Annotated in this window: 27 protein-coding genes and 5 tRNA genes; 12 read left to right on the top strand and 20 right to left on the bottom strand. The window is 70.6% G+C overall.

The window, feature by feature from the left end:
- Window positions 1-18: 18 nt before the first annotated feature.
- Window positions 19-1,875 (bottom strand): DAK2 domain-containing protein, encoded by a 1,857-nt coding sequence (locus tag HUT18_RS26600; RefSeq protein ID WP_254878821.1) that lies wholly within the window; start codon window positions 1,873-1,875, stop codon window positions 19-21.
- A gap of 224 nt (window positions 1,876-2,099) precedes the next feature.
- On the opposite strand from HUT18_RS26600, the gene rpmB reads away from it, so the two are divergent.
- Window positions 2,100-2,285, top strand: a complete 186-nt coding sequence (gene rpmB / locus HUT18_RS26595; RefSeq protein WP_040247828.1) for a 50S ribosomal protein L28 — start codon at window positions 2,100-2,102, stop codon at window positions 2,283-2,285.
- 253 nt (window positions 2,286-2,538) lie between these two features.
- On the opposite strand, the gene thiD is transcribed toward rpmB, so the two are convergent.
- Window positions 2,539-3,357: a bifunctional hydroxymethylpyrimidine kinase/phosphomethylpyrimidine kinase gene (gene thiD, locus HUT18_RS26590; protein ID WP_176104821.1), complete on the bottom strand. Its 819-nt coding sequence runs from the start codon at window positions 3,355-3,357 to the stop codon at window positions 2,539-2,541.
- 80 nt (window positions 3,358-3,437) lie between these two features.
- Complete coding sequence (locus HUT18_RS26585) at window positions 3,438-4,403, bottom strand: thiamine-phosphate kinase (protein ID WP_176103062.1); 966 nt, start codon at window positions 4,401-4,403, stop codon at window positions 3,438-3,440.
- 369 nt (window positions 4,404-4,772) lie between these two features.
- Here HUT18_RS26585 and HUT18_RS26580 point away from each other — a divergent pair, with 369 nt between their 5' ends.
- On the top strand, window positions 4,773-5,006 hold the full coding sequence (locus tag HUT18_RS26580) for an Lrp/AsnC family transcriptional regulator (protein WP_176103061.1): 234 nt from the start codon (window positions 4,773-4,775) through the stop codon (window positions 5,004-5,006).
- Window positions 5,007-5,026: 20 nt separating this feature from the next.
- Window positions 5,027-5,521: a DUF3515 domain-containing protein gene (locus tag HUT18_RS26575; RefSeq protein ID WP_176103060.1), complete on the top strand. Its 495-nt coding sequence runs from the start codon at window positions 5,027-5,029 to the stop codon at window positions 5,519-5,521.
- Window positions 5,522-5,675: 154 nt separating this feature from the next.
- Here the strand turns inward: HUT18_RS26575 and HUT18_RS26570 are convergent, their stop codons facing one another.
- The 3 genes from HUT18_RS26570 to HUT18_RS26560 all read right to left on the bottom strand — a co-directional run bounded on the left by HUT18_RS26570 (window position 5,676) and on the right by HUT18_RS26560 (window position 8,777).
- Window positions 5,676-6,827, bottom strand: coding sequence for a D-alanine--D-alanine ligase family protein (locus HUT18_RS26570; RefSeq protein WP_176103059.1), 1,152 nt, complete (start codon window positions 6,825-6,827; stop codon window positions 5,676-5,678).
- 157 nt (window positions 6,828-6,984) lie between these two features.
- Complete coding sequence (locus HUT18_RS26565; RefSeq protein WP_176103058.1) at window positions 6,985-7,995, bottom strand: NAD(P)H-dependent glycerol-3-phosphate dehydrogenase; 1,011 nt, start codon at window positions 7,993-7,995, stop codon at window positions 6,985-6,987.
- Window positions 7,992-8,777 carry a 1-acyl-sn-glycerol-3-phosphate acyltransferase gene (locus HUT18_RS26560; RefSeq protein ID WP_176103057.1) on the bottom strand — a complete coding sequence of 262 codons (786 nt, stop codon included), beginning with the start codon at window positions 8,775-8,777 and terminating at the stop codon, window positions 7,992-7,994. Before HUT18_RS26560 ends, HUT18_RS26565 begins: the two co-directional genes overlap by 4 nt.
- A 305-nt stretch (window positions 8,778-9,082) precedes the next feature.
- Between HUT18_RS26560 and cofC the strand changes: the two genes are divergently transcribed.
- Both cofC and HUT18_RS26550 read left to right on the top strand, forming a co-directional pair.
- Window positions 9,083-9,718, top strand: coding sequence for a 2-phospho-L-lactate guanylyltransferase (gene cofC / locus HUT18_RS26555; protein ID WP_254878820.1), 636 nt, complete (start codon window positions 9,083-9,085; stop codon window positions 9,716-9,718).
- Window positions 9,719-9,738: 20 nt separating this feature from the next.
- Window positions 9,739-9,942: a hypothetical protein gene (locus HUT18_RS26550; protein ID WP_176103055.1), complete on the top strand. Its 204-nt coding sequence runs from the start codon at window positions 9,739-9,741 to the stop codon at window positions 9,940-9,942.
- A 123-nt stretch (window positions 9,943-10,065) separates the two neighbouring features.
- Here the strand turns inward: HUT18_RS26550 and HUT18_RS26545 are convergent, their stop codons facing one another.
- From HUT18_RS26545 to leuC, 4 genes are all read right to left on the bottom strand, one after another.
- Entirely contained in the window at window positions 10,066-10,713 is a 648-nt protein-coding gene (locus HUT18_RS26545) for an HU family DNA-binding protein (RefSeq protein ID WP_176103054.1), read from the bottom strand.
- A 151-nt stretch (window positions 10,714-10,864) separates the two neighbouring features.
- Window positions 10,865-11,092 (bottom strand): hypothetical protein, encoded by a 228-nt coding sequence (locus HUT18_RS26540; RefSeq protein WP_176103053.1) that lies wholly within the window; start codon window positions 11,090-11,092, stop codon window positions 10,865-10,867.
- 264 nt (window positions 11,093-11,356) lie between these two features.
- Window positions 11,357-11,950 (bottom strand): 3-isopropylmalate dehydratase small subunit, encoded by a 594-nt coding sequence (gene leuD, locus HUT18_RS26535; protein ID WP_176103052.1) that lies wholly within the window; start codon window positions 11,948-11,950, stop codon window positions 11,357-11,359.
- Between the two features lie 5 nt (window positions 11,951-11,955).
- Window positions 11,956-13,380 carry a 3-isopropylmalate dehydratase large subunit gene (leuC, locus tag HUT18_RS26530; protein ID WP_176103051.1) on the bottom strand — a complete coding sequence of 475 codons (1,425 nt, stop codon included), beginning with the start codon at window positions 13,378-13,380 and terminating at the stop codon, window positions 11,956-11,958.
- Between the two features lie 195 nt (window positions 13,381-13,575).
- Here leuC and ndgR point away from each other — a divergent pair, with 195 nt between their 5' ends.
- A complete protein-coding gene (gene ndgR / locus HUT18_RS26525) occupies window positions 13,576-14,292 on the top strand; it encodes an IclR family transcriptional regulator NdgR (RefSeq protein WP_005311436.1) in 717 nt (238 codons plus the stop codon).
- 106 nt (window positions 14,293-14,398) lie between these two features.
- On the top strand, window positions 14,399-14,647 hold the full coding sequence (locus tag HUT18_RS26520; RefSeq protein WP_176103050.1) for an SCO4226 family nickel-binding protein: 249 nt from the start codon (window positions 14,399-14,401) through the stop codon (window positions 14,645-14,647).
- Window positions 14,648-14,807: 160 nt separating this feature from the next.
- Here HUT18_RS26520 and HUT18_RS26515 read toward each other — a convergent pair whose 3' ends face one another.
- Window positions 14,808-15,302, bottom strand: coding sequence for a DUF4188 domain-containing protein (locus HUT18_RS26515; protein ID WP_176103049.1), 495 nt, complete (start codon window positions 15,300-15,302; stop codon window positions 14,808-14,810).
- A gap of 81 nt (window positions 15,303-15,383) precedes the next feature.
- Here HUT18_RS26515 and HUT18_RS26510 point away from each other — a divergent pair, with 81 nt between their 5' ends.
- On the top strand, window positions 15,384-16,031 hold the full coding sequence (locus HUT18_RS26510) for a MerR family transcriptional regulator (protein WP_176103048.1): 648 nt from the start codon (window positions 15,384-15,386) through the stop codon (window positions 16,029-16,031).
- A 92-nt stretch (window positions 16,032-16,123) separates the two neighbouring features.
- Here HUT18_RS26510 and HUT18_RS26505 read toward each other — a convergent pair.
- The 9 genes from HUT18_RS26505 to HUT18_RS26465 form a co-directional block, all read right to left on the bottom strand.
- Window positions 16,124-16,196, bottom strand: a tRNA-Glu gene (locus HUT18_RS26505).
- A gap of 26 nt (window positions 16,197-16,222) precedes the next feature.
- Window positions 16,223-16,294, bottom strand: a tRNA-Gln gene (locus HUT18_RS26500).
- A 29-nt stretch (window positions 16,295-16,323) separates the two neighbouring features.
- A tRNA-Glu gene (locus HUT18_RS26495) sits at window positions 16,324-16,396 on the bottom strand.
- An 84-nt stretch (window positions 16,397-16,480) separates the two neighbouring features.
- A tRNA-Glu gene (locus HUT18_RS26490) sits at window positions 16,481-16,553 on the bottom strand.
- A 21-nt stretch (window positions 16,554-16,574) separates the two neighbouring features.
- Window positions 16,575-16,646 (bottom strand) — tRNA-Gln (locus HUT18_RS26485).
- Between the two features lie 93 nt (window positions 16,647-16,739).
- Complete coding sequence (locus tag HUT18_RS26480; protein ID WP_176103047.1) at window positions 16,740-17,582, bottom strand: HAD family hydrolase; 843 nt, start codon at window positions 17,580-17,582, stop codon at window positions 16,740-16,742.
- A 139-nt stretch (window positions 17,583-17,721) separates the two neighbouring features.
- Window positions 17,722-19,200 carry a glutamate--tRNA ligase gene (gene gltX / locus HUT18_RS26475; RefSeq protein WP_176103046.1) on the bottom strand — a complete coding sequence of 493 codons (1,479 nt, stop codon included), beginning with the start codon at window positions 19,198-19,200 and terminating at the stop codon, window positions 17,722-17,724.
- Window positions 19,193-19,969 (bottom strand): fumarylacetoacetate hydrolase family protein, encoded by a 777-nt coding sequence (locus HUT18_RS26470; RefSeq protein WP_176103045.1) that lies wholly within the window; start codon window positions 19,967-19,969, stop codon window positions 19,193-19,195. The genes gltX and HUT18_RS26470 overlap by 8 nt, the downstream gene beginning before the upstream one ends.
- A gap of 209 nt (window positions 19,970-20,178) precedes the next feature.
- Window positions 20,179-20,382 carry a hypothetical protein gene (locus HUT18_RS26465; protein WP_176096603.1) on the bottom strand — a complete coding sequence of 68 codons (204 nt, stop codon included), beginning with the start codon at window positions 20,380-20,382 and terminating at the stop codon, window positions 20,179-20,181.
- A gap of 602 nt (window positions 20,383-20,984) precedes the next feature.
- Here HUT18_RS26465 and HUT18_RS26460 point away from each other — a divergent pair.
- The 4 genes from HUT18_RS26460 to HUT18_RS26445 all read left to right on the top strand — a co-directional run bounded on the left by HUT18_RS26460 (window position 20,985) and on the right by HUT18_RS26445 (window position 26,694).
- Entirely contained in the window at window positions 20,985-25,145 is a 4,161-nt protein-coding gene (locus HUT18_RS26460) for a nitrate- and nitrite sensing domain-containing protein (protein ID WP_303246557.1), read from the top strand.
- Between the two features lie 9 nt (window positions 25,146-25,154).
- Window positions 25,155-25,568: a roadblock/LC7 domain-containing protein gene (locus tag HUT18_RS26455; protein ID WP_176103044.1), complete on the top strand. Its 414-nt coding sequence runs from the start codon at window positions 25,155-25,157 to the stop codon at window positions 25,566-25,568.
- A gap of 162 nt (window positions 25,569-25,730) precedes the next feature.
- Complete coding sequence (locus HUT18_RS26450) at window positions 25,731-26,138, top strand: DUF742 domain-containing protein (RefSeq protein ID WP_176103043.1); 408 nt, start codon at window positions 25,731-25,733, stop codon at window positions 26,136-26,138.
- The gene (locus HUT18_RS26445) at window positions 26,119-26,694 is read left to right on the top strand and encodes an ATP/GTP-binding protein (protein ID WP_176103042.1); all 576 of its coding nucleotides are present in this window, start codon (window positions 26,119-26,121) and stop codon (window positions 26,692-26,694) included. The genes HUT18_RS26450 and HUT18_RS26445 overlap by 20 nt, the downstream gene beginning before the upstream one ends.
- Window positions 26,695-27,000: the final 306 nt, after the last annotated feature.

The raw sequence follows: 27,000 nt of genomic DNA, 5'->3' as shown, positions 1-27,000 counted from the left end.
ACGAGGGCTGTACGAGAGCTACTCGACCCCGATGAGCAGCAGCGCCGACTCGCGGCCGCCCCGGTAGACCACCGTGTCCACGGCCAAGTGCACCTCGCGCACGTGCTGTTCGAGAATCTCGGCGAGCGCCTCGGGCACTGACTCGCCGAGGATCAGGGTCACCAGTTCACCGCCCGCCGACAGCATCCGGTCCAGGACGGTGATCGCCATGCCGGTGACCTCGGCGCCGATCACGGCCACGTCGCCGTCGATCAGGCCGAGTACGTCCCCGGCCTGACAGATGCCCGCGCTGGTCCACGACTGCCGCTCGGCGATGCTGAGTTCGCCGTACCGGGTGGCCCCCGCGGCCGAGGTCATCTGGACCACGTCCTCGTCGAACCGGCGCTCCGGCTCGTGCACCGCGAGCGCGGACAGACCCTGCACCGGCGACCGGGTCGGGATCAGCGCGATCCGCAGCCCCTCCGAGCGCGCCCGCTCGGCGGCGGCCGCGGCGGTGGGCCTCAACTCCGCGTCGTTGGGAAGCAGTACGACCTCGTCGGCGTGGGCACGGTGTATGGCCTGCACCAGTTCGGTACTGGCGAGCCGACGTCCAGGCCGCTGCGGAACGGTCGTCGCGCCCGCCTCCGCGTACAGCCCGGCGAGGCCCTCGCCGGGGACCACGGCCACCACCGCGCGCGGCACCCGCGCGCGCGGCGGGCGCCCGGCACGCATGTGCGCGTCCCCGGCCGCGAAATGCGTGATGCGAATGCGGTACGGACGCCCCGCCTCGACTCCGGCCTCGACGGCGGCGCCCGCGTCGTCCACATGCACATGGACGTTCCACAGCCCGTCGCCGCCGACGACCACCAGGGAGTCCCCCAGCCCGTCGAGCCGCGCCCGCAGCCGGTCGACCGCCTCGTCCGCGGCTTCGAGCAGATAGATCACCTCGAACGCGGGGCCCGTCCCGTCCGGCGCCGCTTCCCCGCACTCCTCCGGGAGCAACGCACTCGGCTCGGCCGGGAACGCCGCGCTCGACTCGTCCGGGAGCAACGCGCTCGTCGGGGCCCCGGGCCCCCGTACGTCACCGCCCGGGCCCGCCTTCGCACCCGAGGTCTCGGCCGAGAGAGGGCGCCGCCCGGTGAGCGCCTCGACCAGCGCCGCGAGGACGGCGACCAGGCCCCGGCCCCCGGCGTCCACCACTCCGGCCCGGCCGAGCACCGCGAGCTGTCCCGGCGTCCTGGCCAGCGCCTCCCGCGCACCCTCGTACGCGGCCCGCGCCACCTCGCCGCAGTCGCGCTCGCCACCCAGCCGGTCCGCCGCCCGGGCCGCCGCCGTGGCAACGGTCAGCACGGTGCCCTCCACCGGGTGCGCCACGGCCCGGTACCCGGCCTCGGCCGCCCCGCGCAGCGCCCGCGCCAGCGCGAGCCCGTCGGCACCGCGCTCATCCGCCGGGGCCCCCTTGGCCCCGTTCCTGTCCCCGGTCAGCACCTGGGCCATACCCCGCAGGAGCTGAGCCAGGATCGTGCCCGAATTGCCGCGCGCGCCGAGCAATGCGCCGTGCGCCATGGCGCGTACGGCCTCGCCGAGCGACAGGGAGTCACCGCCCGCGCCCTCTCCGCGTACGGAAGCGTCATCGGGGGTCGTGTGCGCGGCATCGCCTCCGGCTCCGGTCCCGATGTCCGTACGCGTACGTGCAGCCGCTGCCGTAGCCCCGGCGAAAGCCTCTTCGACGGCCTGCGCCGCCGACTCGACGGTCAGGTAGAGGTTGGTGCCGGTGTCCCCGTCCGCGACGGGATACACGTTGATCGCGTCGATCGCCTCGCGGTCCCGCCCCAGCGCCCTGAGCGCGAGCCCGCACCAGGCGCGTACGGCGCCGGCGTCGAGGAACTGCGGCACCTGCGCCTCCTTGCTGGGTGGACTGGAGGCAGGGTAGACCCCGGCCGCCGAGGTTACGGGCGCGGGGCCAGCGGGAATCATGGTAATTTCGTTGAACGGAAGCAGCCGTTGTATGCTGCTCCGGTTGCCCGATACCTTCGGGTCTTCCCCCTGGCACCGCCACTCAGATCTCTGACCCGGCATGCCGGGTTCAACCGTACGTTCTGAAGTCTTTGGAGTGACCCGTGGCTGCCAACTGCGACGTCTGCGGCAAGGGGCCGGGCTTCGGCAACAACATCTCGCACTCGCACCGCCGTACGCCGCGACGCTGGAACCCGAACATCCAGCGCGTGCGTGCCGTGGTCGGCGGGACGCCGAAGCGGCTCAACGTCTGCACCTCGTGCATCAAGGCCGGTAAGGTCGCGCGCTGACGTAGAGGTCGCCCTTCGGGGCGACAGAGGATCGCAACATGCAGCGCGGCCACCCTCGCTGGTTGCTGCGAAGCCGGTTCACCTTCGGGTGGACCGGCTTTTCCGCGTGCGCTCGCGTGCGGTCCGGACCGCCCCGCGCCCACGCCCCGTAACACAGGGGGTCCACCCCACGTTCCCGGTGAACCCCTTCGAGCGACTCAAGCGACTCAAGTGACGTGAGCGACTACGCGCCTCGGCCGAGCGCGGCCGGACCTCAGCGGCCCTGACCCCGGCCCCGGCCCCGTCCGCCCAGCTCCCAGCCGTGATCCACCGGCCCGATCCCCGAGCCGAGCGCGAAGCCGGCCGCCACCGCGCCGGTCACGTACTCCTTGGCCCTGGTCACCGCCTCCGGCACCGAAAGGCCACGGGCGAGACCGGAGGCGATCGCGCTGGCCAGGGTGCAGCCGGTGCCGTGGGTGTGCCGGTTGTCGTGACGCGGGGCGCGCAGCCAGTGTTCCGCCGAGCCGTCGGTGAGCAGGTCCACGGCGTCGCCGGGCAGATGGCCGCCCTTGACGAGCACCCAGCGCGGCCCGAACTCCAGGACGGCGGCCGCCGCTTGGGGCATGTGCTCCTCCGACCGCACGTGTACGCCCGTGAGTTGCGCCACTTCGTCGAGGTTGGGAGTGGCCACCGTGGCGCGGGGCAGCAGCCGGGTGCGTACCGCGTCCAGGGCGGACTCGGCGAGCAGCGGATCGCCGTGTTTGGAGACGCCGACCGGGTCCACCACGACGGGAACCGGTGTACCGGCGAGGAGTTCGGCCACGGTTTCCACGAGGACCGTCGAGGAGAGCATGCCGGTCTTGACCGCCTGGACGCCGATGTCGTCCACCACGGCGCGGTACTGGGCCCGTACCGCCTCGGCGGGCAGCTCCCAAGCGCCGTGCACGCCACGGGAGTTCTGGGCGGTCACCGCGGTGAGCACACTCATCCCGTGCACACCGAGCGCCAGCATCGTCTTCAGATCGGCCTGGATGCCCGCGCCGCCGCCCGAGTCGGACCCGGCCACGGTCAGTACGCGGGGCGGGGCCGCCAAGTGCGGCCGGGCGTCCGCGACTTCGGACGGACCGGACGGCCCCGCCGCGGAGGCGCCCTCGGCGGGCGTCGAGTGCCCGCTCACGACTCGATGTCCCCGAAGTGGTCCCAGCCGCCCTTCTTGGTCCACGGCGCGCCGTCCACCGTGACCCGGGGCAGTGCCGAGAGGTTCTGCACCTCGCCTATGACGGTCCAGCGCGCGGGGAGTTTCACGTCGGGCGGGAAGGTCGCGACGATGGCGTGGTCCTCGCCGCCGGTGAGCACCCACTGGAGCGGGTCGACGCCCACCGCCTGACCGATGTCGTTCATCTGCGAGGGGACGTCCACCGCACCGGAGCGGATGTCGATCCGTACCTTGCTGGCCTCGGCGATGTGCCCGAGGTCGGCGATGAGTCCGTCGCTCACGTCCGTCATCGCGGTGGCGCCGAGCGAGGCGGCCGCGGGGCCCGCGTGGTACGGCGGTTCCGGGCGGCGGTGGGCCTCCACGAAGGCGCGCGGCGAGCGGAAGCCGCGGGAGAGCACCGCGTGCCCGGCCGCGGACCAGCCGAGCCAGCCGGTGACGGCGACCAGATCGCCGGGCTGTGCGCCCGCGCGGGTCACCGGCTCCTGGTTGCGCATGTCGCCCAGTGCGGTGATGGCGACCGTGATGGTGTCCCCGCGTACCAGATCACCGCCGACCACCGCGGCTCCGGCCACCTGGCACTCGTCGCGCAGTCCGTCCATCAGCTCCGAGGGCCAGGTGGCCGGGAGTTGGGCCGGAACGATGAGACCGAGCAGCAGTGCGGTCGGCACCGCGCCCATCGCGGCGATGTCCGCGAGGTTCTGTGCGGCGGCCTTCCGTCCCACGTCGTAGGCGGTGGACCAGTCACGGCGGAAGTGCCGCCCTTCCAGCAGGATGTCCGTGCTCGCCACGACCCTGCGGTCCGGCGCGGCGACCACCGCGGCGTCGTCGCCCGGTCCCAGCCGGACCGCCGGGGTGGTGGTGAGCCGGGAAGTGAGCTCCCTGATGAGCCCGAACTCCCCCAACTCGCCCACGGTTCCCTTCACCGCGTCTCACCTGTTCCCTTCCACCGGTCCGCCGAGGCGGCCTGTCCGTTCGTCGTCACGGTCCGGGCGGTGCGCCGGACCGGGTGTGCGGAGGTCTCCAGTGTCCCCCGTGCGGGGCATGTGCTCGACGCCGCCCCGGACCGGTTCGCCGCCGTGGACGGGGGGCGGGGTCGCGGGCCGCACGCGGTCTCGGTACCGTCGAGGTGACCGGAGCCGTCCGGCGTCACCGCACGTGGTGGCCGCCAGCGCGGCCGTGGGTCTCCCCGCGGCAGGCGGCGACGCGATACCGTGGCGTCCCTTTCCGCACGTGATCCCCTCGCACAGACTCTTCGTGCTACCCAGACTCCTCGTGGCCGCCCTGGAGGTTCCGTGGTACAGGCGTACATCCTGATCCAGACGGAGGTCGGCAAAGCGTCGTCCGTCGCCCAGACGATCGGCGAGATCCCCGGCGTGATCCAGGCCGAGGATGTGACCGGCCCGTACGACGTGATCGTCCGCGCCCAGGCCGACACCGTCGACGACCTGGGCCGCATGGTGGTGGCCAGGGTGCAACAGGTGGAGGGCATCACGCGCACGCTGACCTGCCCGGTGGTTCATCTGTAGCCCCCGTCTACGCTTGGCCGGTGAACTTCTCGATCTCCGGGCGCCGCGCGCTCGGCGCACCCCCGGTCCTCGCTCTGCTGCTCACCGCCACGGCGGCCTGCACCTCTGGTGACGGTGGCACGGATGTCGCGGTTCCCGAACCGGGAGCCGAGAGCGTACGTCTGTGCCGCGACCTGGACCGGGAGTTGCCGGACCGCGTCGCCGGGCAGCGCCGCGAAGACCCCGCCGCGTCCCAACTCACCGCCGCCTGGGGCGATCCGGCGTACGTACTGCGCTGCGGGGTGACCCGTCCCGACAAGATGGACGACCCCAAGGCGGACGGCGTGGACGTCGACGGCGTCGGCTGGCTCCTGGAGAAGCGGTCCGACGGTTCGTTCCGGTTCACGACCACCCTGCGCAAGGCGTACGTGGAGGTCACGGTGCCCGAGGACCGGGCCTCCGAAGGCCTGGCGCCGCTCACCGACTTGGCGCCGCCGGTGAAGAAGACGATCCCCAAGGGCGTCTCGTCCGACTGAGCATCGGGCCGTCATGGTCCCGGCGCCCCGCGGCGCCACCCGTCGCAGTAGCCGCCCAACGGGCCGGAAGGCAGTGCCGACCGGCCCGTTGGGCGTTTTCGTGCTCTCCGCGGACTCCCCGTGGTCCGCGCTCCGCGCTCCGCGTCTCCGTGCCTCAGCGCAGGCCGGTGGACCGCTTCAGGGCCGCCTGCACGAGCCGGTCGACGAGTTCCGGATAACTCACGCCGCTCTCCTGCCACATCCGCGGATACATGGAGATCGGCGTGAAGCCGGGCATCGTGTTGATCTCGTTGATGACGAAGCCGCCGTCCTCGGTGAGGAAGAAGTCGGCGCGCACCAGGCCCTCGCAGGAGGCCGCCTCGAACGCGGCGACGGCCAGCCGCTGGACCTCGGCCGTCTCCTCCTCGGAGAGCGGCGCGGGCACGATGCCCGGTGCCGCGTCGATGTACTTGGCCTCGAAGTCGTAGAACTCGTGCGAGGTGGCGGGCGGGATCTCGGCGGGCACGCTGGCGCGCGGTCCGTCTTCGAACTCCAGGACTCCGCACTCGATCTCGCGTCCGCGCAGCAGCGATTCAATGAGGAACTTCGGGTCGTGCCGCCGGGCTTCCTCGATCGCCTCGTCGAGACCGTCGAAGGAGTCGACCTTGGTGATGCCCATCGAGGAACCACCGCGCGCGGGCTTCACGAACAGCGGCCAGCCGTGGTCCCCGGCGAACTCGGCGATCCTGGCCCGCGCCCCGGCCTCGTCCTGCTCCCACTCGCGGGGCCGCACCACCAGATACGGCCCGACCGGCAGCCCGAAGGACAGGAAGACGCGCTTCATGTACTCCTTGTCCTGGCCGACCGCCGAGGACAGCACACCGGATCCCACGTACGGGATCCCGGCGAGGTCGAGCATGCCCTGGAGGGTGCCGTCCTCGCCGTACGGGCCGTGCAGCATGGGGAAGACGACGTCGACGTCGCCGAGCGCCTTCGGTACGAGTCCGGGCTCTGCGTAGACGACCTCGCGGCTGGACGGGTCGACGGGGAGGATGACCGCGCCCTCCGCCGACTCGGCGAGCTGCTCGACGCTCGGCACCGTGCGCTCGGTGATGGCCATCCGGTCCGGCTCGTCCGAGGTGAGCGCCCAGCGCCCGTCCTGGGTGATGCCGATCGGCAGCACGTCGTACTTGGTGCGGTCGATGGCCCGCAGGACGGCACCCGCGGTGACGACCGAGATGCCGTGCTCGGAGCTGCGGCCGCCGAACACGACGGCGACGCGCGGCTTGCGGATCTCGTGGCTCTGGGGGGAGTTCTCGCTGCTCATATCGCGATGAGCGTACCCGCTGGTACCACCCGCGTCAGCGCGCGCGGTGCCGGTTCGCCGAGATACGGCACGCGGCCGGAGGCCGATGTTCCGCGGCCCGGCGGCCCGGTGGGCCCCCGGCCTCGGCGGATGCCCCTGCGGGCACCCGGCGGTCGTCTCAGCGCCGTTCCGGCTTCGCGCTGCGCGACATGAGCTCCTTCACGGCGACGGCGGGCGGCTTGCCCTCGTGCACGATGCTCACGACGGTCTCCGTGATCGGCATCTCGACGCCGTGCCGCCGGGCCAGATCCAGCACGGATTCACAGGACTTGACGCCCTCGGCCGTCTGTTTGGTGACGGCGATGGTCTCCTCGAGGGTCATGCCCTTGCCGAGGTTCGTCCCGAAGGTGTGGTTGCGCGACAGCGGCGACGAACACGTGGCCACGAGGTCGCCCAGGCCCGCGAGTCCGGAGAAGGTGAGCGGGTCGGCGCCCATCACCAGGCCGAGCCGGGTGGTCTCCGCGAGACCGCGAGTGATCAGCGAGCCCTTGGCGTTGTCGCCGAGCCCCATCCCGTCCGCGATGCCCACGGCCAGACCGATCACGTTCTTGACGGCGCCGCCGAGTTCACAGCCGGTGACGTCGGTGATGGTGTACGGGCGGAAGTACGGCGTGTGGCAGTGGCTCTGGAGCCGTTCGGCCACCGCGGCCTCACGGCAGGCCACCACCGCGGCTGCGGGCATCCTGGCGGCCACCTCGCGGGCCAGGTTGGGCCCGGAGACCACGGCGATACGCGCGGCCCCGGCCCCGGTGACGTCCTCGATGACCTCGCTCATCCGCATCGCGGAGCCGAGTTCGATGCCCTTCATCAGGGAGACGAGCACGGTGTCCGGGTGCAGCAGTTCGCGCCAGGCACCGAGGTTGGCGCGCAGCGTCTGCGAAGGCACCGCGAGCACCGTGAAGTCGGCGTCCCGGGCGGCCTCGGCGGGATCCGTGGTCGCCCGCAGATTCGTCGGGAGTTCGACGCCCGGGAGGTAGTCGGGGTTGCTGCGGGTGGAGTTGACGGCCTCGGCGAGTTCGGGGCGGCGGCCCCACAGGGTGACGTCACAGCCCGCGTCGGCGAGGACCATGCCGAAGGCCGTACCCCATGAACCCGTGCCGAACACCGCGGCTTTGGCGCTCGCGCTCACTGTGCTTCCCCCGTACCGACCGGGCCGCGCGTGGTGTCGCGCCGCTTCCTCGACTCGCTCACACGGCGCTGTGCCAGACGTTCCCGGCGCGGGTCGTAGGCCACCGGCGGCGCCGCTTCGCCGCGCAGTTCCTCCAGGAGCGAGGTCACCGACGCCATGATGGCCTCGGTCGCCTCCTTGAGGATCTCCGGGGTCATTTCCTTGTCGTGGAAACGCGAAAGGTCGACCGGGGGTCCTGCGAGCACCCTGTGCGTTTTACGCGGCAGGAGGCTCAGCTTCTTGGAATACGGCGGAAGAATTTCGCTCGCGCCCCACTGGGCCACCGGAATGACGGGGCACTTGGTCTGCAGGGCGACCCTGGCGGCACCGGACTTCGCGGTCATCGGCCACAGCTCGGGGTCCCGGGTGAGCGTCCCCTCCGGATAGAAGGCCACGCATTCCCCGGCGTCCACCGCGGCGATCGCGGCGCGAAAGGCGCTCAGCGCGTCGGTGCTCTCGCGGTACACCGGGATCTGTCCGGTGCCCCGCATGAAGGCACCCGCGAATCCCTTGCCGAAAAGACTGTGCTTGGCCATGAATCGGGGCACACGGCCACTGTTGTACTGGAAATGGGCATAGAGGAATGGGTCCACAAGGGAATTGTGGTTGACCGCGGTGATAAATCCGCCGTCGGCCGGAATGTTCTCCATTCCACGCCAGTCCCGCTTGACCAGAACCACCAGCGGCGGTTTGCAGATGACCGCGGCAAGGCGGTACCAGAAGCCGATTTTGCGGCGGGACACGCGCGACACCTTCCTCTAGGGCCTCTCGTTCGGATCTTGACGGGGTCGCGGGTGGCGCCACCCCCCGGACCCTGCTCGGGTCGGACGCGGGGATCCTCCGGCCACACCGACCGGATCCACGCGCAAGGCCCTGGTTGCTTCTCGGCCGCACAAGTGTCGCCCCGGGCCGCCGGTCTGTCGAGACACACCGTACGCCCCCCGCTCGTTGGCCACACCACCCATCTGCCCACAACGGCCTGCTCAGGGCTGACGGCCCGAGCCCGGCTACGGTCACAATGGGCGCGACGGAAGGACGGAACGCACCCGTGCAATGGACCCTGGTCGTCCCCCTGAAGCCGCTCGGGCTGGCCAAGAGCCGACTCTCCACGGCGGCCACCGGCCCTCAGCGCCCGCGCCTCGCGCTGGCCTTCGCGCTGGACACCGTGGCCGCGGCGCTGGCCTGTGGGCCGGTACGCGACGTGACGGTGGTGACCGACGACCCCCTCGCGGGCCACGAACTCTCCCGCCTCGGCGCGCGTATCGTCGCGGACCCGCCCGAGGGCGGTCTCAACGCGGCATTGCGGCAAGGGGTACGAGAGATACGCGCCGACCGCCCCGCGGCCGCCGTGGCCGCCCTCAACGCGGATCTACCGGCATTGCGCCCCGGGGAACTGGCCCGGGTTCTTCATACCGCCGCCGCGCACGATCGCGCATTTGTCGCCGACGCCGCGCACATGGGCACGACTTTGCTCAGCGCGCTTCCGGGGATTTCGCTGTGGCCCGCATTCGGCATGGCCTCCAGGGCGCGCCACGCGGCTTCCGGGGCGCACGAAATCCTGCTCGGTGACGTGGAATCCGTGCGCCAGGACGTGGACACGGAGGAAGACCTGCGCGCGGCACTCGCGCTCGGCGTCGGCCCGCACACCCGCGAGGCCGCCGCCCGACTGCTGATGACCGAATGAGCTTCGCCTACGCTGACGGCATGCAGGCGACCTCGTACACCTTCGACCCCGAGACGCGCTCCGGCAGCGTGCTCCTGGACGACGGCACCCCGATGCCCTTCGACTCCGCCGCGTTCGACGCGGGCGGGCTGTTGCTGCTCCGCTCGGGACAGCGGGTGCGTATCGAGACACAGGGCGAAGGCGAACAGCGCCGCATCACGCTGATCACCCTGCAGACTCTCTGAATCCCACCGGATCGCCCACGCCTACGCGCACGCCCGTGCGCGGGCCTGCGGTCATCGCACCGAACCGCCGCGGGCCGGGCTCCTCAACGGGAGTCCGGCCCGGCGCGTGAGCGGCCCTTGCCCTTACTTCCTGCGGGTGGTGGCCTTCTTGGCGGTGGTCTTGCGCGCGGTCGTCTTGCGGGCCGGCGCCTTCTTGGCGGTCGCCTTCTTGGCCGGGGCGGTCTTCTTGGCGGTGGTCTTCTTCGCCGTCGCCTTCTTGGCCGTGGTCTTCTTCGCCGTCGCCTTCTTGGCGGTGGTCTTCTTGGCCGCGGTCTTCCGCGCGGTGGTGGCCTTCTTCGCCGCCGTCTTGCGTGCGGTGGTGGCCTTCTTGGCGGTCGCCTTCTTCGCGGTGGCCTTCTTGGCCGCCGCCTTGGCGGTGGTCCTGGTGCTGGTGCCGCCCGAAAGGCTGCCCTTGGGCGCCTTCTTGACCGCGACCTCGCCGCCCTTCGGCAGCTTCTTCGAGCCGCTCACCAGATCCTTGAAGCCCTGGCCCGCGCGGAACCGCGGCACCGAGGTCTTCTTGACCCGCACCCGCTCGCCGGTCTGCGGGTTACGGGCGTAGCGGGCGGGCCGGTCGACTTTCTCGAACGAGCCGAAGCCGGTGACCGAGACCCGGTCTCCGCCGACAACGGCGCGGACGATGGCGTCGAGGACGGCGTCGACGGCCTCGGCCGCCTGCTGACGCCCGCCGACCTTGTCGGCAATCGTTTCTACGAGCTGCGCCTTGTTCACGTCTTCCCCTTCGGAGACATTGCCGGAACGAAAGTGTTCAAGCTTTTTCGCACGTTAGGCAGATATATACCGCAAATCAAACACGAAACGGTCTAATCACCCTTGTGCCGCAACGAACTGGGCCGCTGTCGAGTTCACCGGGACTTGCTGTTCAGGCTTCTTCCGGGAATCGGCCCTCATCGAGGTCCGCGGTGAATCGGTCCAGTCGCCTTGCCGCGTCGGCGAGATCGTGTTTGGCCACGGCCGTAATGACCAGCAGCTTCCGGGTCAGCGCCATCCGTACGCCCTCCGGGACTTGCAGTGCGCGCACCCTTGTGTGCGCTTCCTTGAGCTGGTCCGCCACGACCTCGTAGAGCTCGAGTTGGTCGTCGCGTTCCATGCGCCGATTGTGCCATCTGGGGCGAGTTGTCGCCTCCGCAGGGCGCAACTGCCGTGCTGTGGCGGCATGGTGAGCGTAGCCGAAAACCGCCCGCGAACAGGGCCGAAAGCTCTCTTGTGCCCCCAGAATCAAGGGAGTTGGGCACTCGGGCGAGTCCACCCGTTCAGGTCATCGGACGCAGCGGAAGTGCGCACAAGAACGTACCCCCAACCGTGAATCGGCTGGGGGTACGGACCACATCGCCGCGCGCGCGGCGGACGCGACTCAGAGCTGGAGCGTGCGCGGCTTGAACGCCGGGCGCCGGGTCTCGTAGTCGGCGATGTCCTGCTCGCTGCGGAGCGTGATGCTGATGTCGTCCAGGCCGTTCAGCAGCCGCCAGCGGGCGTTCTCGTCGAGCTCGAAGTCCGCGGTGACGCCCTCGGCGCGCACCTGACGGTCCTGGAGGTCCACGGTGACCGGCGCGTTCGGGTCGCGCTCGGCCAGCTCCCACAGGGCGTCCACGGTTTCCTGCTCCAAAACGACCGTGAGCAGGCCGTTCTTCAGCGAGTTGCCGCGGAAGATGTCGGCGAAACGGGAGGAGATGACGGCCTTGAAACCGTAGTTCTGCAGGGCCCAGACGGCGTGCTCGCGCGAGGAACCCGTACCGAAGTCGGGCCCGGCGACCAGCACGGTCCCGCCCTGGTGAACAGGCTGGTTGAGCACGAACTCGGGGTCCTTGCGCCAGGCCTCGAACAGCCCGTCCTCGAATCCGTCGCGGGTGACCTTCTTGAGCCAGTGCGCGGGGATGATCTGGTCGGTGTCGACGTTGCTGCGGCGCAGCGGGACGGCCCGGCCGGTGTGCGTGGTGAAGGCTTCCATGGCTGTCAGACTCCGGCGGTGGTACGGGCGTCGGTCAGGTCGGCGGGCGAGGCCAGGTGGCCCAGGACCGCGGTCGCGGCGGCCACCTGCGGCGAGACGAGGTGCGTACGGCCGCCCTTGCCCTGCCGGCCCTCGAAGTTGCGGTTGGAGGTGGACGCCGAGCGCTCCCCCGGGGCGAGTTGGTCGGGGTTCATGCCCAGGCACATGGAGCAGCCCGCGTGCCGCCACTCGGCCCCGGCCTCCTTGAAGACCCGGTCCAGGCCCTCGTCCACGGCCTGCAGGCCCACCCGCGCGGAGCCGGGCACCACCAGCATCCGTACGCCGTCGGCGATTTTGCGGCCCTCGACGATCGAGGCCGCGGCCCGCAGGTCCTCGATACGGCCGTTGGTGCAGGAACCTACGAAGACGGTGTCGACGCGGATGTCGCGCAGCGGCTGTCCGGCGGTCAACCCCATGTATTCCAGGGCCTTTTCGGCGGCGAAGCGCTCCGAGGCGTCCTCGTACGAAGCCGGATCGGGGACGCTCGCCGACAGCGGCGCGCCCTGGCCCGGGTTGGTGCCCCAGGTGACGAACGGGGCCAGTTCGGCGGCCTCGATGACGACCTCGGCGTCGAACGCGGCGTCCTCGTCGGTGCGCAGCGTCTTCCAGTACGCGACTGCCTCGTCCCAGTCCGCGCCCTCGGGCGCGTGCGCGCGGCCCTTCAGGTAGGCGAACGTGGTCTCGTCCGGGGCGATCATGCCCGCCCGGGCACCGGCCTCGATGGACATGTTGCAGATGGTCATCCGGGCTTCCATCGAGAGTTTCTCGATGGCCTCGCCGCGATACTCCAGGACGTAGCCCTGGCCGCCGCCGGTGCCGATCCGCGCGATGATGGCGAGGATCAGGTCCTTGGCGGTGACGGCCTCGGGCAGTTCGCCGTTGATGGTGATGGCCATGGTCCTGGGGCGGGCCATCGGCAGCGTCTGGGTCGCGAGCACGTGCTCGACCTGCGAGGTGCCGATACCGAAGGCGAGGGCGCCGAAGGCTCCGTGGGTGGAGGTGTGCGAGTCGCCGCAGACCACGGTGGTGCCGGGCTGGGTCAGTCCCAGTTGCGGGCCCACTACGTGGACAACGCCCTGTTCCACGTCGCCCAGCGGGTGCAGCCGTACGCCGAAGTCGGCGCAGTTCTTGCGCAGCGTCTCCAGCTGGGCGCGGGAGACGGGGTCCGCGATGGGCTTGTCGATGTCCAGCGTGGGAGTGTTGTGGTCCTCGGTCGCGATGGTGAGGTCGAGCCTGCGCACCGGGCGGCCGTTCTTGCGCAGCCCGTCGAAGGCCTGCGGGCTGGTCACCTCGTGCAGCAGGTGAAGATCGATGAAGAGGAGGTCGGGCTCGCCCTCGGCGCGCCGGACGACATGGTCGTCCCAGACCTTCTCCGCGAGTGTCCTACCCATCGCTTTCCCTTCGGCCGGCCGGCACCTCACGGGCCGCCTGCTCAACTGGAGATCTCGCGTGCGCCCAACTCCCCGTGTTCTGCCGGGTTGCGCCCGCCGGGCCCGATTGGTCCGCGGGCCGCTGTCCCTACAGAGTGGCAAGTCCCACGGAAAAAGGAACTTGCGTTTCACAGAGTGAGACGCGAATATCGTTTCATGGACAACTCTAGCGGCGTCGGCGTTCTCGACAAGGCAGCTCTGGTTCTGAGCGCCCTGGAGTCCGGTCCGGCCACCCTCGCCGGGCTGGTCGCGGCGACAGGGCTCGCACGACCCACGGCACATCGCCTTGCCGTGGCACTGGAACACCACCGGATGGTGGCGAGGGACATGCAGGGCAGGTTCATCCTGGGCCCGCGGCTGGCCGAACTGGCCGCCGCCGCGGGCGAGGACCGCCTGCTCGCCACGGCGGGCCCGGTGCTCACGCATCTGCGGGACGTCACCGGCGAGAGCGCGCAGCTCTACCGGCGCCAGGGCGACATGCGTATCTGCGTGGCCGCCGCCGAGCGGCTGTCCGGACTGCGGGACACCGTGCCCGTCGGTTCCACGCTCACCATGAAGGCCGGTTCCTCGGCACAGATCCTGATGGCCTGGGAGGAGCCCGAGCGGCTGCACCGCGGTCTGCAGGGTGCCCGTTTCACGGCGACCGCCCTGTCCGGGGTACGCCGCAGGGGCTGGGCCCAGTCGATCGGCGAGCGCGAGCCGGGTGTGGCCTCCGTCTCGGCGCCGGTGCGCGGGCCGTCCAACCGTGTGGTCGCCGCCGTCTCGGTCTCCGGACCGATCGAGCGCCTCACCCGTCACCCGGGCCGGATGCACGCCCAGGCCGTCATCGACGCGGCGGCCCGGCTCTCCGAGGCGCTGCGCCGCAACGGCTGACCACCGCCGCCCCGCCGGATGTTCGGCGACGGCGTGCGGGTGCAGCATGGAAGTGGCGGCGGGCGCCGCACCTCCGTCGGCGTGCCGACCGTCACGGAGGTGCGAGATGACCGAGTACATGGACGTTCACCGCGGGATGAAGGGCATCACCAACGAGGAGTTGCGTGAGGCCCACCGTGCCGACCAGGCCATCGAGGGCGAGGAGGGCGTGCGCTTCAAGCACGCCTGGGCGGACCCGGAGTCGGGCACGGTCTACTGCCTGTCCGAAGGCCCCTCCGCCGAGGCCGTGCAGCGGGTGCACAGTCGCACCGGCCACCCCGCCGACGAGATCCACCCGGTGCGCTGGACCGTGTGAGACCTCACAGGCCCGCACGACCGTGCCACAAAAGCGGTGCGCCGGTCTCCGTCCACCCCCGTCGGGCGGAGACCGGCGCACCGCTTCGGGCGCTACGGGACGTCGTACGCGAGCGCGCGCGTGGCTCCCAGGAGCGTCCACGTCCGCCCGGCAAGGGCGTTCACGCGCGGGAACGGTGTGCGAACCGCTCCTTGGCGCTGCGCCCGCGCTGCTCGATCGGCAGGACGCCGAGCGCCTTGCCGAGTCCGTAGGGCGGCATGTCGGCGTAGATGTTCTCGTAGCCGCCCTCGGGCACCACATAGCTCTCGTGCCACAGCCCCACGTGCTGCCGGGACTTCTTCTCCGCCCGGTTGAGCCTGGCCCAGGCCTTGCGATGGAACATGTCCGGCGCCTTCGCGTACGCGTAGAGCTTCTCCTTGGACTCCCAGTACTGCACCACGTAGTACGTCCGCGGCGAACCGCTGAGCAGGGTGTGGCCGAGCAGTCCCCGGGAGGGGTCCTTCGACAGTTCGCGGAGCATCCGCGGCATGGCGAGGAACACGGGGAGCCAGTGATGGACGCCCCAGAAGTGGTTGATCCGCATGCCGATGAGCAGCACGACCACATCGCCTCGGGCGGCCGCCGTCGTACGGCCCGGGATGGGCTTGGAGAACACAGGTGCCCCCTTTCTCGCTACCTTGGATAGTCATGCTATCCATGCTTGGATAGTGACACTCACCACGAGGGGACGCAAGCCATGCGACTGTCGGAACTCAGCGAGCGAAGCGGCGTCTCCACCGCGACGATCAAGTACTACCTGCGCGAGAAGCTGCTCCCGCCCGGCCGCCGCGTCAGCGCCACCCAGGCCGAGTACAGCGAGGAGCACCTGCGCAGACTGCGGCTGGTGCGGGCACTGATCCAGGCGGGCCGCGTCCCGGTGGCGACCGCGCGCGAAGTGCTCCGCCATGTCGACGACGACTCCCTGAGCCGCACCATGCGGCTGGGCGCCGCACTGTGGGCGCTACCCCAGACGAACCCCGAGCCGCTTGACGGCAGCGACGCCGAAACGGCCGCGGCCACACAGCAGTTGGAGGAACTCCTCAGCCGGCTCGGCTGGAGCAAGGCCCAGGAGATCGGCAGCCTCTCCCCCTCCTACCAGTCCCTGGTGACCGGCCTCGCCACGCTGTTGCGCCTCGGCTTCCCCATCACGGTCGACCTGCTGCTCCCCTACGGACAGAAGATGCACGAGGTCGCCGAGAGCGATCTCGACCTTCTGGAGACCCTGCCCTCGGACGGCGAACGGGTCGAGTGGGCGGTGGCGTCGACGATGCTCTTCGAGCCCTTCCTCATCTCGCTGCGCAGACTTGCCCAACAGGAGGAATCGGCCCGGCGGTACGGGTATTGACGCCCGCGTGAGGGGCGGCTGGCGCCCACCGGTCACGCGCCCCGGAAACGCCGAAGGGCCCCTCGCCTGAGCGAAGGACCCTTCCTGCGAAGTACCCCCGACCGGATTCGAACCGGCGCTACCGCCTTGAGAGGGCGGCGTGCTAGGCCGCTACACAACGGGGGCGTGAACCGTGCTTTCGCACGATCGAGCTGGGCTACCAGGACTCGAACCTAAACTAACTGAACCAGAATCAGTCGTGCTGCCAATTACACCATAGCCCACTGGCAGTCTGGTCTAGACCACCTGCAAGTACCCCCGACCGGATTCGAACCGGCGCTACCGCCTTGAGAGGGCGGCGTGCTAGGCCGCTACACAACGGGGGCCCTGGCGATCCCACCCGGCAGAAACCGGGTGATGTCACCGCGCGACAACGGGAGCGACCCTGCTGTCGTTGCGGGATGGATCTGTACCCCCGACCGGATTCGAACCGGCGCTACCGCCTTGAGAGGGCGGCGTGCTAGGCCGCTACACAACGGGGGCTTTGCAGATAAGCTCTGCGAGCTGGCCTACCAGGACTCGAACCTAGACTAACTGAACCAGAATCAGTCGTGCTGCCAATTACACCATAGGCCACCAAAGCGCAAGTCCTGTGCCCAGAACTTCTGCTCTGTGTGTGTACCGACCGGCCGGGCCTCTCGGCCCCTTCCGGGCGGCGCAGGAAGAACATTACCCGAAGGTGGACGGCGCTCCAAAACGAGTATGCGTGCCGAGCAGGGCTTCCAGCTCGGCGAGCGACGTGATGCGGTGAACCCCCGAGGGCGTCGCCGAGGGCGAGTTGGTCCGGTCCAGCCAGATTCCGAGCATTCCGGCGTCCCGCGCACCGCGGGCGTCGGTGTCCGGCTGGTCCCCCACGTACGCGATCCGCGCCGGGGCCAGGCCGAGCGCTTCGCCCACCGCGTGGAAGGCGCCCGGCTCCGGCTTGGAGACGCCGAGGTCCACCGCGCAGAGCACCGCCTCGAAACGGTCCCGCAGGCCGAGAGTCGCGAGCTTGTACTCCTGGGTGGACAGCGCGGAGTTGGAGAGCACCGCGTGCCGGTAGCGGCCGGACAGCGCCTCGAGGGCGGGCAGTACGTCCGGGAACAGCGCCCAGGCGGCCTCGTAGTGGACGGCGTAGCCCGCGAACCAGGCGTCGATGCCGTCGTCGTCCAGGGACGAGGTGAGGAACTCCCGTACGCGGTCGCGGCGTTGGGTGAGGAAATCGACCTCGCCCGACTCGCAGCGGGCCCAGTGGATCCTGGTGAGGCGCTGCCATTCGGCCAGGGCCGCCTCGGTGGAGCCGTGGAGGTCGAGGAGCCCTTCGGCGCCCAAGTGGGCCCGCAGTCCGGCGAGATCGGCCCCGGCGTAGTCGAAGAGCGTGTCGTCGATGTCCCAGACGACCGCTTCGATCGGCTCCGGCACCGTGGCGGGTTCGATCACCGCGGTCGCCGGGAGCGCTGCGGCGTCCTGCGGGTTCGGCGGAGGTGCTGAGGCGGCGGGCTCGGCGGAGGGGGCTGCGGGTTCGCTGCTCATGCCCCGACGCTATCGCCCGCGCCGTGCGGTCCGACAGGGCGGACCGGCTTGCGCCGGCGAGCGGCAACGGCGAAGGGCGCCGCCCGCGAACGGACGGCGCCCCTCCCCCGTACGGAAGCCAACTCCCGTACGGGCCGGATCAGTTGGCGGTGAGCTTGGCCAGGGCCGCGTCGATGCGGCGCAGCGTGCGCTCCTTGCCGAGGATCTCCAGGGACTCGAACAGGGGGAGGCCGACCGTACGGCCGGTGACCGCGACGCGGACCGGGGCCTGCGCCTTGCCGAGCTTGAGGCCGTGCTCCTCGCCCGCGGCGAGCACCGCGGCCTTCAGGGACTCGGCGCTGTTCCAGTCCGCGTCCTCCAGCTTGGCGCGGGCGGTGCGAAGCAGCGCGTCCGAGCCCTCCTTCATGGCCTTGGTCCAGGAGGCCTCGTCCTCGACCGGCTCGGGCAGGAAGAGGAAGTCGACGTTCTGGGTGATCTCCGAGAGCACCGGGAGGCGGGTCTGCGCGTGCGGCGCGATGGCCTCGAAGGTCTGCTGGTCGAAGTCCTCCGGCGCCCAGGGCGCGAAGGGAGCCTTCAGCCAGGGCGCGCAGGCCGCGGTGAAGTCCTTCACGTCGAGCATGCGGATGTGGTCGCCGTTGATCGACTCGGCCTTCTTCAGGTCGAACCGGGCGGGGTTGGGGTTCACGTCCGCGATGTCGAAGGCGGCCACCATCTCCTCGATGGAGAAGATGTCGCGGTCGGCGGAGAGCGACCAGCCCAGCAGGGAAAGGTAGTTGAGCAGTCCCTCGGGCAGGAAGCCGCGCTCGCGGTAGAGGTTCAGCGAGGCCTGCGGGTCGCGCTTGGAGAGCTTCTTGTTGCCCTCACCCATCACGTACGGCAGGTGTCCGAAGAGCGGGATGTCCTTCGCGACGCCCAGCTCGATCAGCGCCTTGTAGAGCGCGATCTGCCGCGGTGTGGAGGACAGCAGGTCCTCGCCGCGCAGCACGTGAGTGATCTCCATCAAGGCGTCGTCGACCGGGTTGACCAGCGTGTACAGCGGGGCGCCGTTGGCGCGCACGATGCCGTAGTCCGGGACGTTCTCCGGGGTGAAGGTCAGCTCGCCGCGCACCAGGTCGGTGAAGGTGATCGGCTCGTCGGGCATCCGGAAGCGGATGACCGCGCTGCGGCCCTCGGCCTCGTAGGCGGCCTTCTGCTCGGCGGTCAGCTCGCGGCAGGTGCCGTCGTAGCCGGAGGGGCGGCCGGCGGCGCGGGCGGCCTCGCGGCGGTTGTCGAGCTCTTCGGTGGTGCAGTAGCACGGGTAGGCGTAGCCGCCCTCGACCAGCCTGTTCGCGATGTCCTTGTAGAGGTCCATCCGCTGGGACTGGCGGTACGGCGCGTGCGGGCCGCCGATCTCGGGGCCCTCCTGCCAGTCGAAGCCGAGCCAGCGCATCGCGTCCAGGAGCTGCTCGTAGGACTCCTCGGAGTCGCGGGCCGCGTCGGTGTCCTCGATACGGAAGACGAAGGTGCCCTGGTGGTGCCGGGCGAAGGCCCAGTTGAACAGGGCGGTACGGACCAGGCCGACATGGGGGTTGCCGGTCGGGGAGGGACAGAACCGTACGCGAACAGGGGAGTTAGCCACGCTTGATCACCTTGTTGGTGAGAGTGCCGATGCCTTCGATGGTGACGGCGACCTCGTCGCCGACACTGAGCGGGCCGACCCCTTCCGGGGTGCCCGTGAGGATGACGTCGCCCGGGAGCAGCGTCATGGCCTCGGAGATGTTGACGACCAGCTCCTCGACGGAGTGGATCATCTGGGCGGTGCTGCCGAGCTGGCGCTGGGCGCCGTTGACGGTGCACTGGATGGTCAGGTCCGAGGGGTCCAGCTCGGTCTCCACCCAGGGGCCGAGCGGGCAGGAGGTGTCGAAGCCCTTGGCCCTGGCCCACTGCTTCTCGGTGCGCTGGACGTCGCGCGCGGTGACGTCGTTGGCGCAGGTGTAGCCGAGGATCACGTCCTTGACCCGGGAACGCGGCACCTCACGGCACATCCGGCCGATGACGACGGCGAGTTCGGCCTCGTGGTGCAGTTCCTGGCTGAAGGACGGGTACTGGATCGCGTCGCCGCTGCCGATCACCGAGGTGGACGGCTTGAAGAAGGCGAACGGCACCTCGGGGACCTCGCCGCCCATCTCGCGCGCGTGCGCGGCGTAGTTGCGGCCGTACGCGACGACCTTGTTCGGCAGCACGGGGGGCAGTAGCCGCACCTTGCTCAGCGGGACCTTGGTGCCGGAGAGCTCGAAGTCCGCGAACGGAATGCCCTTGATGATGTCGAGGACGAGCTCGTCGGGGGCGGAGCCCTCGACCGCGCCGAACGCGACGTTGCCGTCGATGGAGAACCTGGCGATGCGCACGGGAGTGCCTGTGCCCCTCTGCTTCCGCTGGCCGGAGTCTGACGCTCCAGGCTAACGCTCCGGCCAGGGGTCTTCGGGCCCATTACCGCCGAGGGCGGGCGCGACACCGCCGGGCCCCGACGCGAACGCATCGCGTGAGGGCCCGGCGGCGATGACTGTGGGGCGGGTGCGCCCGTGGCCGCACCCTCGGCGGGAGAGCCCGCCGGAACTCAGGCGACCGGCGCGGTCTCCGGGACGGTCATCAGGATGGTGCGCCGGGGGTTGGCGGTCTGGGTGGGCAGTTCGACGGAGTGCTCCGGCTGCTCGGAGACCTGGAGGGTTCCGGCGTCGTCGAGGTGGGCGAGGGTGGTGCGCCGCGGGTTGGCGATGTTGCGGAACATCTTCACCGGGTTCACCGTCTTCGTGGTCGTCATCTGCCGTTTCGGCCCTGTCATCACGGCGCCCCCGAGCACCGGCCGTCATCGGCCGCCGCGGGGGCGCGGGTTGTCGGATTTGCCATCCCTGTAAAGCGTCAGGCTAAACATTCCGTGCCCGATCGGCACCGAGAGCAGTCAGTCCAGGGCCTGTGATTTTGCTCACCAGACATCGGGCATATCGGGGCAGACGGGGTGATCAATGCGCGTTACCGAAACCGGCAATTGCCAACGTACAGGCAGATTTCGCCTCTGATCATCCCGACTGGGACAGGGGTGCCTCTCGGCATTTTTTGTCCTGATTGCCCACCCTGACCCCAATCGCCTCCCACAGTTGGTGATCCCACTCTCACTCCGTGTCACAACAGCCACCGGCTGACTTGCGGGCCTTGTTGGAGATCGAGCACTGTGCTGGAATTCCCGGGACCGCCGCGGGTCCGACCCGGCGCACTCGCGCGCACGAAGCAGGCGCCGGGAGGCAGCGGGAAGGGGGAACAAGGGGCCGGTCACACCGACCGCCCGGGGCGCCCCGGCGCCCCGACGACGCCGTCATCGTCCCGCCGTACAACGGCAGGGCGCCTGGTCCAGAGGTTGCGACGCTAGTGCAGGGACGTTTCAAGAGGGATGGCTCGGGGTCCGCGCCGAGCCGCCAGGCCCAGAAGGAAGCTGCGGCGCAGCCGGAGCGCAGCGCGAGCGACCGCGATTCCTCGGTCCAGCACGCCCACAAGCCGACCACCACGACCACGTCCGCCGCCTCCGGGGGCAAGTCCGCCGAGAGCGCGACCGCCACCGCCCCGGCCGGGCCCGGCAACCGCCTCCTGCTGCGGAACTGGCGCATCTCCACCCGCCTGGTGTCCCTGCTCGCCCTGCCCGTCGTCGCCGCGACGACCCTCGGCGGGATGCGCATCAACCAGTCGATGAACGACATCGAGCAGCTGGACAACATGCGGCTGCTCACCGAGATGACCAAGCAGGCCACCGAGCTGGCCAGCGCGCTGCAGAAGGAACGGGACCTGTCGGCGGGCCCGCTGTCCAACGGCGGCAAGGGCAGCGACTTCGACGTCAAGGGCCCCCGCGACACCACGGACCGCGAGCGCCAGGCCTTCATGGAGGCCACCCACCAGATCGAGGACAGCAACGACACCGCCAGCCTCGACGGCATCCGCGACAACGTGGTCCGTATCGTCGAACAGCTCAATCGGCTCAGCAGCATCCGCCAGGCCGCCTTCGCCAACCCCGACAACTCCTCGCAAACGGTCGAGGCGTACAGCCGCCTGATCGAGCAACTGCTCGGCCTCTCGCAGGACATGGCGCAGGCCACCAGCAACCCGGAGATGATTCAGCGCACCCGCGCCCTGGCCGCCTTCTCCTCGGCCAAGGAGTACGCGTCGATCCAGCGCGCGATCATCGCGGCGGCCCTGCCCGCCAACAACCGCGAGACCGGCAAGCTCTCCGAGACCGACCGGCAGTACGGCGAGGCGGCGTACAACAACCAGCGGGACGAACTCAACTCGTTCCGCCAGTTGTCCAAGAACGAGAACCCCGACGAACTGCTCACCCCGATCGAGCGCGGCAACCCGACCATCAAGGAAGCGGACACCTACGCGGAGCGCGTCCTGACCCAGGACGAGGGCATCCGCCAGGAGGACAAGCGCTCCTACAAGGACTGGGTCGACTCGGACACCGCCAAGATCGAGCAGATGTCCAAGATCGAGCTGACCCTGCTCGGCAAGATGGAGCAGCAGGCCCGCGAGCTGCGCAACGAGTCCGAGCGAGAAGCGATCATCAGCGGTGTGCTGGTGTTCCTGGTGCTCGGTGTCTCGCTGGTCGGCGCCTTCGTGGTGGCCCGCTCCATGATCCGCTCGCTGCGCCGCCTCCAGGACACCGCCACCAAGGTCGCCCAGGACCGGCTGCCCGAGCTGGTCAAGCAGCTCTCCGAGGCCGACCCGCAGGACGTGGACACCTCCGTGCAGTCGGTGGGTGTGCACTCGCGCGACGAGATCGGCAAGGTGGCCTCGGCCTTCGACGACGTGCACCGCGAGGCGGTCCGCCTCGCCGCCGAGCAGGCCCTGCTCCGGGGCAACGTCAACGCGATGTTCACCAACCTCTCGCGCCGCAGCCAGGGCCTCATCCAGCGCCAGCTCTCGCTGATCTCGGAGCTGGAGTCCCGCGAGGCCGACCCGGACCAGCTGTCCTCGCTGTTCAAGCTGGACCACCTCGCGACCCGTATGCGCCGTAACGGCGAGAACCTCCTCGTCCTCGCCGGTGAGGAGCCGGGCCGACGCTGGACCCGGCCCGTCCCGCTGGTCGACGTGCTGCGCGCCGCGGCCTCCGAGGTGGAGCAGTACGAGCGCATCGAGCTGTCCGCGGTACCGGCCACCGAGGTCGCGGGCCGCGTCGTCAACGACCTCGTCCACCTGCTCGCCGAGCTGCTGGAGAACGCCACCTCGTTCTCCTCGCCGCAGACCAAGGTCAAGGTCACCGGTCACGCGCTGCCCGACGGCCGGGTGCTGATCGAGATCCACGACACCGGTATCGGTCTGTCGCCCGAGGACCTGTCCGCGATCAACGAGCGGCTCGCCTCGCCGCCCACCGTGGACGTCTCCGTCTCCCGCCGCATGGGCCTGTTCGTGGTCGGCCGCCTCTCGCAGCGCCACGGCATCCGCATCCAGCTGCGGCCCTCCGACTCGGGCGGTACGACGGCACTCGTCATGCTGCCGGTCGACGTGGCCCAGGGCGGTCGCAAGATGCCCGCGAAGCCCGGCAAGTCCGGTGCGAGCAGCGGTGGTTCGGCCGTGGCCCAGGCCGCGGCGGGCCGTCGCAGCGCGGTCGCCCAGAAGTCGGGTCCCGGCAACCAGACCCCGCAGATCGCCCAGGGCAACCAGAGCGGTCCGGGCAGCCGGAACACCCCCGGCCAGGGGCCCTCGCAGTCGGGCCCGGGCACCAGCCGGATGGGCGCACTGCCCAAGCGCGGCCAGGTGTCCGGTTCCGGACCCCGCGCCGCACTGCCCTCCCGGGACGCCGGCGCCTCCGGCTCGCGTCCGGGCGCCCCGCGTCCGCAGGGCTCGGGTGCCGCGCCGGGCGCTCCGGTTCCGCCGCTGCCCTCGCGTCCCTCCGCTCCCGTACCTTCCGGTCTCCAGTCCCCCGGGCCCGGTGTGCCCGGTCCGCGCCGGGGCGAGGAGACCCGCGACGACGGCTCCCGTCGGCCGCAGTTGCCGCCCCCCGGCGGTCCGCGTGCCGAGCTGCCGGGCGGCCCGCGTGCCGCGAGCCCGGCCTGGAACGCCGAGGACCCGAACAACTCCCGTACCGGCGGCGGCCGTTCGGGCCAGGACGGTCCGCGCGGCCACGAGGAGCCGGACGCCACGGCGCAGCTCCCGAAGGTCGACGACCGCCAAGGTCCCGGCGCCACGGGCGAGTTCGCCCGGCCCGCGCTGAACGGCCCTGATTCCACTGGGGAGTTCCCGCGCCCCGACGTCAACGGCCCCGGTTCCACCGGCGAGTTCCCGCGCGTGCAGGCCGAAGGCCCCGGTTCCACCGGGCAGTTCGCCCGGCCCGCGCTGGACGGTCCGCCGCCCGCGAGCGGCGGACCGGGGCGGCCGAACTCCGGCCCGCCGCAGCCCAACGCGGGTCCGTACATGCGCTCCGACGTCTTCGGCGGGCGTCCGCAGGGCGGCCAGGACCCGTCCGACACCGGCCAGTTCGCGGCACCGCCCGCCCGTGACGAGCGCGGCCCCGCGCCGCGCGGCCCGGAGTCGACCGGCTCCTTCCCGCGTCCCACCGCCCCGCGGCACGAGGACACCGGCTCCCACCGGCTGCCCCCGCGTGACGCGTACGACCCCGACAACGCCGGCGACACCGGCGCCCACCGGTTCCCGGCCCACGGCTCGCGCGGCCCCGAGGACACCGGCGCGCACCGGATACCCGACGGCGCCTTTGGTGCGGACGGCTCCGAGCGCGCGTACGACGGCCAGGACACCGACTCCTTCCCGCGGCCGAACTCCGGTCAGGACAACGGCCGTTACGAGGCACCGCGCCCGCCCGCGCAGCGTCCGGGCGGCGTGCTGCCGCCCTCCCCCGCGGCCCCGCGCCGCAGCGAGCCGGAGGCGCTGCCCCCGGCCTCGGGTCCGGGCGACGGCCGTACCCCGCTCTACGACACGCTGGAAACCACCTGGTTCCGCAACCAGCAGGCCGCCGAGGCCCAGCAGCCCGCCGAGACCCGTGAGCCGTCCGCTCATGACGCCCCGCGTGAGCCCCAGCAGCCCTACCCGGGCCGTCCGCAGAACGGGCCGCTGGGCAATCGCCCCGCCGGCCCGCGGCCGGACGCCCGCCGGCCCGAGCAGCCCGCACAGCCGCAGCGCCCGCAGTACCCCGGCGACGAGCTCGGCGAGTTCGCGGGACCCTCGGGACCCGGCGAGCAGGGCGGCGCCCCCGGCGGTCCGCAGCGTCCCGCCGAGCCCGGCCGTCCGGGCTGGCGGGCCTCGCCCAACGACGAACTCGTGCGCCAGGCCGAGCGAATAAGGCAGCCCTCCGCAGGCGGAGTAACCAATTCCGGCCTCCCGCGGCGGGTTCCCCGTGCCAATCTCGTACCCGGCACCGCAGAATCCCAGCAATCGCAGGCAGCAGGTCCCCAAGTTTCCCGTGCACCGGACGAGGTGCGTGGGCGGCTGACCAATCTCCGCCGGGGCATCCAACAGGGTCGCCGCGCCGGAAACGGTCCGTCGACCGACAGTGTTCCGCGCCCCACTCACCAGCAGGAGCGTTAGTTGAGCCCGATGAGCCAGGCTGCACAGAATCTGAACTGGTTGATCACCAACTTCGTGGACAACACCCCAGGGGTGTCCCACACCGTCGTCGTGTCCGCCGACGGGCTGCTTCTGGCCATGTCCGAGGGCTTTCCGCGCGACCGCGCCGATCAGCTCGCGGCCGTCGCCTCCGGACTGACCTCGCTGACCGCGGGTGCCTCGCGCATCTTCGAGGGCGGTCCGGTGAACCAGACCGTGGTCGAGATGGAACGCGGCTTTCTGTTCATCATGTCGATCTCGGACGGTTCCTCGCTGGCCGTCCTCGCCCACCCCGAATGTGACATCGGCCTGGTGGGATACGAGATGGCACTGCTCGTCGACCGCGCCGGGAACGTCCTGACCCCGGACCTGCGCGCGGAACTCCAGGGGAGCCTGCTGCACTGACCGAGAGGGATCCCCCACTCCCTGTCCACCGCTACTCGTTGCTCGATGTGTCACGACCGTACGAAATGACCGACCGTCCCACCGTCCGGCCGCCAAACGCACCCCCACCGGCTCTGTCAGACGGCACGCTGACCTCTTGCTGTCCCGCCCGGAGGACCCAACATGACCCCGCCCACCGCCTCTCACGATCCGTACGGAGCTCAACAAGATCTGTACGGATTTGAGGGCGACCAGCCGCTGGTACGTCCGTACGCGATGACCGGCGGCCGGACCCGGCCGCGTTACCAGCTCGCCATCGAGGCACTGGTCAGCACCACGGCCGACCCGGCCCAGCTGATGGGACTCCTCCCGGAGCACCAGCGCATATGCCACCTGTGCCGCGAAGTGAAGTCCGTGGCCGAGGTCTCGGCGCTGCTCTCGATGCCGCTGGGGGTGGCCCGCATCCTGGTGGCCGACCTGGCGGAGGCGGGACTTGTCGCCATTCACCAGCCCGGCGGCGACGAGAACGCCGGTGGCCAGCCTGACGTGACACTGCTCGAAAGGGTGCTCAGTGGACTTCGCAAGCTCTGATCAGGGTCGCTCGACGACCTCCGCGAAGATCGTGGTCGCGGGTGGCTTCGGCGTGGGCAAGACCACGTTCGTCGGCGCGGTCTCGGAGATCAACCCGCTGCGCACCGAGGCCGTCATGACCTCCGCCTCAGCCGGAATCGACGACCTCACCCACACCGGCGACAAGTCCACCACCACCGTCGCCATGGACTTCGGCCGCATCACCCTCGACCAGGACCTCATCCTCTACCTCTTCGGCACCCCCGGACAGGACCGCTTCTGGTTCATGTGGGACGACCTCGTCCGAGGAGCCATCGGAGCCGTCGTCCTCGTCGACACCCGCCGCCTCGCCGACTGCTTCCCCGCCGTCGACTACTTCGAAAACTCAGGACTCCCCTTCGTCATCGCCCTCAACGGCTTCGACGGACACCAGCCCTACACCCCCGACGAAGTACGCGAAGCACTCCAAATCGGCCCCGACACCCCCATCATCACCACCGACGCCCGCCACCGCGCCGACGCCAAATCCGCCCTCATCACCCTCGTCGAACACGCCCTCATGGCCCGACTCCGGTAACCGGACACGGCGTCACCGGCACTGCCCGACAGACGCCGTGAGGGGTCAATTCCCTTGCGGCGTACGGCAGTTGCTGTAGGCGAGGACGGGCGGAACTGTGGGTTCCGACACGACCTCAGGGGGCGTTCATAACGTTTCGACAGAGAATTGCCCCGAGTTGAGCACTGTTCGCGTCCGGCTGGTTCCGGTCAGCGACACGAGCCCCGTCTTTTGACGGGGCTCGCCCCTTATGCCCGCTTTATCTGAGGTGTACGCCACTCGGAAATTGTCCGCCGAACTGTTTGTTAGACCACAGGCTGACGTGCT

This window comes from Streptomyces sp. NA04227 (genome assembly GCF_013364195.1).
Taxonomy (GTDB): Bacteria; Actinomycetota; Actinomycetes; order Streptomycetales; family Streptomycetaceae; genus Streptomyces.
This window is presented reverse-complemented; position numbering and strand designations above follow the sequence as displayed.

Excerpts from the sequence above, each read along its gene's own strand:
- HUT18_RS26570 (WP_176103059.1), bottom strand. The coding sequence starts at position 6,827 with ATGAGCAGCGAGAACTCCCCCCAGAGCCACGAGATCCGCAAGCCGCGC.
- HUT18_RS26550 (WP_176103055.1), top strand. The coding sequence starts at position 9,739 with ATGCAGGCGACCTCGTACACCTTCGACCCCGAGACGCGCTCCGGCAGC.
- HUT18_RS26540 (WP_176103053.1), bottom strand. The coding sequence starts at position 11,092 with ATGGAACGCGACGACCAACTCGAGCTCTACGAGGTCGTGGCGGACCAG.
- leuD (WP_176103052.1), bottom strand. The coding sequence starts at position 11,950 with ATGGAAGCCTTCACCACGCACACCGGCCGGGCCGTCCCGCTGCGCCGC.
- leuC (WP_176103051.1), bottom strand. The coding sequence starts at position 13,380 with ATGGGTAGGACACTCGCGGAGAAGGTCTGGGACGACCATGTCGTCCGG.
- ndgR (WP_005311436.1), top strand. The coding sequence starts at position 13,576 with ATGGACAACTCTAGCGGCGTCGGCGTTCTCGACAAGGCAGCTCTGGTT.
- HUT18_RS26520 (WP_176103050.1), top strand. The coding sequence starts at position 14,399 with ATGACCGAGTACATGGACGTTCACCGCGGGATGAAGGGCATCACCAAC.
- HUT18_RS26510 (WP_176103048.1), top strand. The coding sequence starts at position 15,384 with ATGCGACTGTCGGAACTCAGCGAGCGAAGCGGCGTCTCCACCGCGACG.
- HUT18_RS26480 (WP_176103047.1), bottom strand. The coding sequence starts at position 17,582 with ATGAGCAGCGAACCCGCAGCCCCCTCCGCCGAGCCCGCCGCCTCAGCA.
- HUT18_RS26465 (WP_176096603.1), bottom strand. The coding sequence starts at position 20,382 with ATGACGACCACGAAGACGGTGAACCCGGTGAAGATGTTCCGCAACATC.
- HUT18_RS26455 (WP_176103044.1), top strand. The coding sequence starts at position 25,155 with ATGAGCCAGGCTGCACAGAATCTGAACTGGTTGATCACCAACTTCGTG.
- HUT18_RS26450 (WP_176103043.1), top strand. The coding sequence starts at position 25,731 with ATGACCCCGCCCACCGCCTCTCACGATCCGTACGGAGCTCAACAAGAT.